We start from the raw sequence: 6169 nt of genomic DNA on the forward strand, positions 1-6169 counted from the left end.
CAGCCGGTGACCATGAAATCGCCACATGGAGATACCCATTCAGTGGGTTTCCATGCGGCTTTACAAGAAGAAACTATCAATCTGCACTCTAGGGTGAGAGGACAATATAATGCGCCACCTGTTAATTAATCTGCTCTGGGTTCTTGCTGCAATTCCGTCTATTGCGCTTGCCTTACCCAGTGATCGGGAGCAACCCATCAATATCGAAGCAGATCATGCGCAGCTTGATGATCAAACCGGTGTCACCCAATACAAAGGTGATGCTATTCTGACTCAGGGTACTTTACGTATTGAAGGCGACATCATTACTTTCTTTTATGATGAAAACCGTGAACTGGAAAAAGCCATTGCGGAAGGTAATCTCGCCACCTATGAACAGGTGCACAAGGAAGGCGACAAACCGGTTAAAGCCAAAGCCTTACAGATGGAATACCACGCCCGTACCCAACGAATTTATCTGGTAGGCCAAGGTTATGTCTGGCAATCAGGCGATGAATTCCGTGGCAATCATATTGAATATGATATTGATAAAAACATTGTTATTGCCAACTCCAGACCAGTCGAAGTCGATGGCCAGACACAATCCAGCGGCCGGGTTCATATCACTATTCAGCCTCCCGGTCAGCGTGAAAAAAACAAGACTCAACCGGCCAGACCAACCGCACCACAACCTCAGCCTTTAACAGAGGCACCGGAACAGCAATCGGAAATGAGTTATCCAACGGCGACCACTCAAACCACGCTGAATGTCAGAACCGGTCCCGGCACCCAATATGAACGTATTGGTGCCTTTATCGAAAACACAGAGGTGATTGTGCTGACCCGTCAACCCGAATGGATCCAAGTCAGAGGGATGAGTGGTGATAAAGCGATCATTGGCTGGGTCAGTGCGCGTTATCTGCAAATGAATCCTGAATAAATCACGGAAATTACATGAGTCAGCTTTCTGCAATGTCGCTTGCCAAGCAATTTGGCGATAGACAGGTTGTTAAAAATATTTCCCTTGAAGTAAACAGTGGTGAAATTGTCGGTTTGCTTGGCCCCAATGGAGCCGGAAAAACGACCAGCTTTTACATGATTGTCGGGTTGATCCCGGTCGATCACGGCAGCATTTTTCTCGATCAACAAGAACTCACCCATGAACCGATCCACAAACGTGCTCAATTAGGTATTGGTTATCTCCCCCAGGAAGCTTCCGTATTTCGTAAATTGTCAGTAGAAGATAATCTCTACGCCATTATTGAAACCCGCAAAAAACTGAGCCTCGACGCTAAACAGCAATTACTGGAAAGATTGCTGGATGAATTTCATATCAGCCATATTCGAAAATCGTTAGGCATGGCGTTATCCGGTGGTGAAAGACGCCGCGTTGAAATTGCCCGGGCATTAGCCATGGATCCTCAATTCATTTTGCTCGACGAACCCTTCGCCGGTGTTGATCCGATTTCTGTATTAGATATTCAGGGTATTATCAAAGCACTTGCTGAGCGAGGTATTGGCATTTTAATCACTGACCATAATGTTCGTGAAACATTGAGTGTCTGTGAAAGAGCCTACATCTTTAACGAAGGTGAAGTCATTTCCAAAGGTACACCCGATGAAATCCTGCAGGATAAGCGTGTACTCAGCGTTTATCTGGGACGGGACTTTCGCCTGTAGATTTCCACAACAAGTTTCTGGCAATTCCCCGGATCAGTAAGGTAAGATGAATTGAACTCTGTTTGAGTACTATTTATGTGTCGATTGATTGCGATTGCCTTGCTGTTGTTTGCCAATTTAGCAGTGGCCGATGAACCAAATCAAAAGCTGACACCCGTATCAATCAAACTTCACTGGCAGCATCAATTTCAATTTGCTGGCATTTATGCCGCCGTCGAAAAAGGCTTTTATCAGGAAGCCGGGCTGGCAGTAACCATGACTAACGGCCATACAGCACCTTTCAATGAAGTTGAAACCGGTATCGTTGACTTTGGACTTTCCGGTGCAGGCCTGGTGGTCGAAAGATTAAAAGGTCGCCCGTTTGTCGCTATAGCCGCCATATTTCAAAGCAGCCCTTACACCTGGCTGGTCAGAGCGGATTCAGATATAAAACATCCGAACGATTTCGTTGGTAAAACGGTTACCCGGCAGTCCTACGCTGATGATTTATCGGCGATGCTACTCAAGTTCAATATTCATCCTTCACAACTGGATATAGTGGATCCCTCTCCGGCTGATATCGATAATCTTATTGCCGGTGAAGTGGATGCACTTACAGCCTATATTTCCAATGAACCTTTCTGGATGAAGAATCAGGGTGTGGCTTACCACACCTTGTCACCGCATGAATTCAATATTAATTTCTACAGCGATATCCTGTTTACTTCTGAACAGTATTTAAGGCGTCATCCGCAGGTCGTGGCAGCATTCAGAGAGGCCACTATACAAGGCTGGCAATATGCCCTGGAACATCCCCAGGAAATGATTGATCTGATTTTAAAGGACTATAACAATCAAAATAAAACCCGGGCTCATCTTGAATTTGAAGCTGAAAAACTCAGCGAGCTCAGTTTATATCCCACCGTTTCATTAGGTCATATGACGATTGAACGCTGGCAAAAAATCGCTGAACACTATCAGCAGTTAGGCTTGGTTAATAATGACCATCAACTTGATGGATTTATCTATGACCCTACACCCAGCATATCAATATGGCTGAAATGGCTGGTATTTTCGCTTATCGCTTTAGCCGCAGTCACCATGATTGGTTATTTTATTAAACGCCATCATGCCAAAGTGTTGAGTGAAAAGATTGCCTTGCAAACGGCAGCGCTTGAAGCGGAATTAGAAAAAGGCAAAGCGCTGGAAGAGAAAGCCAAACGCGAAAGTGAACGTTTACAAACATTATTGAATCACACACTTGAAGGCGTTATTACCATTGACGAAACGGGTGTTATCCAGAATTTTAATGCGGCTTCTGTTCGCTTATTCGGTTATCAACCGGAAGAAATTATTGGCCAGAATATTACCCGGCTGATGCCCGCTCAACATCGACATCATCATGAAAATGGCATGTCACGTTTCTTAAGCACCGAGCAATCCAAAATAATTGGCCAGCCGATTGAGTTGGAAGCATTACATAAAAGTGGTCAAATTATTCCCATTGAACTGACCTTAAGTGCCTTTAAATGGGAAGGTCGTTATTTTTTTACCGGCATAGCCCGTGATATTTCTTTGCAAAAAGCGGAGCACCTGGCCTTGATCGCCGCCAAGGAAGAAGCTGAAAAAGCCAACCAGGCAAAATCGGAATTTCTGTCGGCAATGAGCCATGAGTTACGCACCCCTCTTAATGCGATATTAGGTTTCGCCCAGCTGCTACAAAGTGATAAACAGGCACCGCTTACCGATACTCAGCAAGATAGTCTGAAGCTCATCATCCAGAGTGGTGAACACTTGCTCAAGCTGATTAACGATGTACTGGAACTGGCAAAAATTGAAACCGGTTCTGTAGAAGTTTCCATTGAGGCTGTTGATGTTACGAGCGCCATAAAACATTGCCTGCCAATGCTGAAAAATCTGGCGGATCGCTATCAGGTAACAATTCTGACGGGAGATATCCCCAATCAATTAGTGCTGGCTGATTTGACCAAACTTAAACAAGTACTGATCAACCTGGTCAGTAACGCCATAAAATACAACCGTCCTGATGGTGAGGTACTCATTACAGGCGAAATCATCAAATCGACCAACCGGTTGCGTATTACCATTAAAGATACCGGTATGGGCATACCACCGGATAAACAAGCCTATCTGTTTACGGCGTTTGATCGATTGGGGCAGGAAAACTCGGGGATTGAAGGTACCGGCGTCGGATTAATTGTGACCCAGAGACTGATAAAGGCCATGGATGGTCACATCGGTTTCGAAAGCAGCGAAAATCAAGGCAGTCGCTTTTGGGTAGAGTTACCTGTCACTGACCGGTCTCTGCACAATGTTCATCATCATGAACCGCCACCCTCGATTCCCTCTGACAATCCACTTCAGGCCGATTCCGGTTCGGTCATTCTGCATATTGAAGACAACCCGGCCAATATCAAATTAATGGAAGCGTTTTTTGAACGCCTGCCACAATATCACCTGCATGTCTGTAAAACCGCTGAAGCCGGATTGGAATGGCTGGAGCAAAATATGCCGGCAGTTATCCTGATGGATATTAATCTTCCTGGAATCAGTGGTCTGCAGGCCACTGAGCAGATCATGGCCAATCCCAAGTTCCGTCATATTCCGGTTATCGCCGTGACTGCTGCGGCTATGCCCTATGATTTACAGCAGGCAGAAGGGTTATTTACCGCCTATCTCACCAAACCGGTTAACTTTATCTTGCTGACAGAATTGTTAAACCAGTACAGCAAGCAAAGCGATCAGTCTAACAATGGGTAACCATCCCGCGGGGGAAAGAACAACAAAGGTTCTACCCGAGCATCATTCAGACTGACTCCAAGATGCAGATGCGGCCCGGTCACCCGTCCTGTTGCACCCACCGTACCAATAATATCTCTTTGTTTAACCTGTTGGCCGACTTTGACATCAATTCGATCCAGATGACAAAACATGGTCACCAGACCCTGGCCATGATCAATCATGACGGTATTGCCATTAAAAAAGTAATCACCGCTATCGGTCACCACACCATCGGCAGGCGCCATAATGCCGGTTCCTGTTGGCGCGGCAATATCAATTCCGCTGTGGGGATTACGTTCTTCGCCATTAAACACTCTGCGGCGACCAAACAGGCCACTTACACGTCCTTCAACCGGCCAGACAAAGTTGAAGGGAACATCATCACTCACTCGCCAATTACGCAACGCTTTATTAATCCTGGCGGTTTCAGCTTCGATGCGAACCATATCTTCGGCATAGGGATTTACTTTACGATCATCGGGCACATTCACATGCTGGGTGGGATAGGATTTGTTTCTGACCTCAAACACAATGCTGCTCAATACGCCCTGGTCATCCACCAAAACTTTATGATTTCCCGGTTTGGCTGCCAGAGGAATGCCAACCACAGCCTGCCATTGGGAACCCTGTTTTATCACCATCACCTGCCGTTGTTCATAGCTGACTTCAGGTGCAACATTTCCACCCGTTTCCAACGGTAAAATGATCACGCCGCCAGGTACCGGAAGTTGTTGTGGTAACGCCCAGGCAGAGAAACTCAGCAACAGCAGAATGGGTAAATAAAAAACGTTGAACCTCATTTTTTATCACGCACTTCGCAGTCCAACTGGCCTTCTGATAAACGAATTTGCAGTGTTTGGCCAATTTCCACTTCATCGGAACGGTAAATAACATTCCCGGATTCAGTATCACTGGTGATGCTGTAGCCACGCTCCAGCGTATTTAAAGGGCTGACGACAGATAAAGTTCGCATTAACTGCGCAAGTTGTTGTTTATGATCATTGATCTGTTGTCTGGTCAGACGATTTAATTGTGCAGAGAGTGCATCAACAAGCTGTTGCTGCTGCTTTAACCGGGAAACGGGTAACAGTCGCTGCAAACGAGCGTTCAGATTCTGACTTTGTTGTCTGAACTGCTGCTGTTGCACGGAAAATGCTTTTTCAAATCGCTGAGCCAAATCCTTTAAGCGGGTTTGCCGCCAGCTGATTCGCAGTTGGGGATGCGGTAAGCGCACTGACAGATAATCCAGTTGCTGCTGTTTGCTTTGCAAACGACGTTGAAAGCTGTAATCCAGTTGTGTCTGCAAGCGTTTCAGCTGTTGCAATTGCAGCTTGATCTGTTGCTGGGGTTTCGGCAGGCGCTGTGATAAATAACGGATATGCCGGTGTTCATTAAACAGCTTTTGACGAATCCGACTGTTCAGGGTTTGCAACAAATTGCCCAGATTCAAAACCAACTGTCGTGCTTCAGGGACGGCTAACTCGGCTGCTGCCGAAGGGGTCGGTGCTCTGACATCGGCGACAAAATCGGCAATGGTAAAATCAATTTCATGGCCTACGGCACTGATAGTGGGAATCTGGCAGGCAAATAACGCTCTGGCAACCAGTTCATCATTAAAACTCCACAGATCTTCCAGCGAGCCACCACCCCGCCCCACAATCAGCAAATCGCATTCCTGTCGCTGATCAGCGGTTTGAATGGCGGCAGCAATCTGCCGTGGTGCTGCTTC

General features: G+C 46.4%; 6 protein-coding genes. 4 read left to right on the forward strand and 2 right to left on the reverse strand.

Features of this window, described 5'->3' with window-relative positions; all coding sequences use genetic code 11:
• The first annotated feature begins 12 nt into the window (after window positions 1-12).
• The 4 genes from B3O33_RS14620 (at window position 13) to B3O33_RS14635 (ending at window position 4419) form a co-directional block, all read left to right on the forward strand.
• Window positions 13-129, forward strand: a complete 117-nt coding sequence (locus B3O33_RS14620) for an LPS export ABC transporter periplasmic protein LptC (protein ID WP_292363899.1) — start codon at window positions 13-15, stop codon at window positions 127-129.
• The gene (gene lptA / locus B3O33_RS14625; RefSeq protein ID WP_292362043.1) at window positions 110-919 is read left to right on the forward strand and encodes a lipopolysaccharide transport periplasmic protein LptA; all 810 of its coding nucleotides are present in this window, start codon (window positions 110-112) and stop codon (window positions 917-919) included. The genes B3O33_RS14620 and lptA overlap by 20 nt, the downstream gene beginning before the upstream one ends.
• Window positions 920-933: 14 nt before the next feature.
• Window positions 934-1659, forward strand: coding sequence for an LPS export ABC transporter ATP-binding protein (gene lptB / locus B3O33_RS14630; protein WP_292362042.1), 726 nt, complete (start codon window positions 934-936; stop codon window positions 1657-1659).
• Window positions 1660-1734: 75 nt separating this feature from the next.
• Window positions 1735-4419, forward strand: a complete 2685-nt coding sequence (locus tag B3O33_RS14635; RefSeq protein ID WP_292362041.1) for an ABC transporter substrate-binding protein — start codon at window positions 1735-1737, stop codon at window positions 4417-4419.
• Here the strand turns inward: B3O33_RS14635 and B3O33_RS14640 are convergent.
• Together B3O33_RS14640 and xseA are read right to left on the reverse strand one after the other, a co-directional pair.
• The gene (locus B3O33_RS14640) at window positions 4401-5240 is read right to left on the reverse strand and encodes a peptidoglycan DD-metalloendopeptidase family protein (protein WP_292362040.1); all 840 of its coding nucleotides are present in this window, start codon (window positions 5238-5240) and stop codon (window positions 4401-4403) included. The two genes, B3O33_RS14635 and B3O33_RS14640, sit on opposite strands and share 19 nt — an antisense overlap.
• The coding region (gene xseA / locus B3O33_RS14645) for an exodeoxyribonuclease VII large subunit (RefSeq protein ID WP_292363879.1) at window positions 5237-6169 on the reverse strand (933 nt) is incomplete at its 5' end. The genes B3O33_RS14640 and xseA, both read right to left, overlap by 4 nt.

It is taken from the genome of Methylophaga sp. UBA1464 (assembly GCF_002325665.1).
Classification (GTDB): Bacteria; Pseudomonadota; Gammaproteobacteria; order Nitrosococcales; family Methylophagaceae; genus Methylophaga.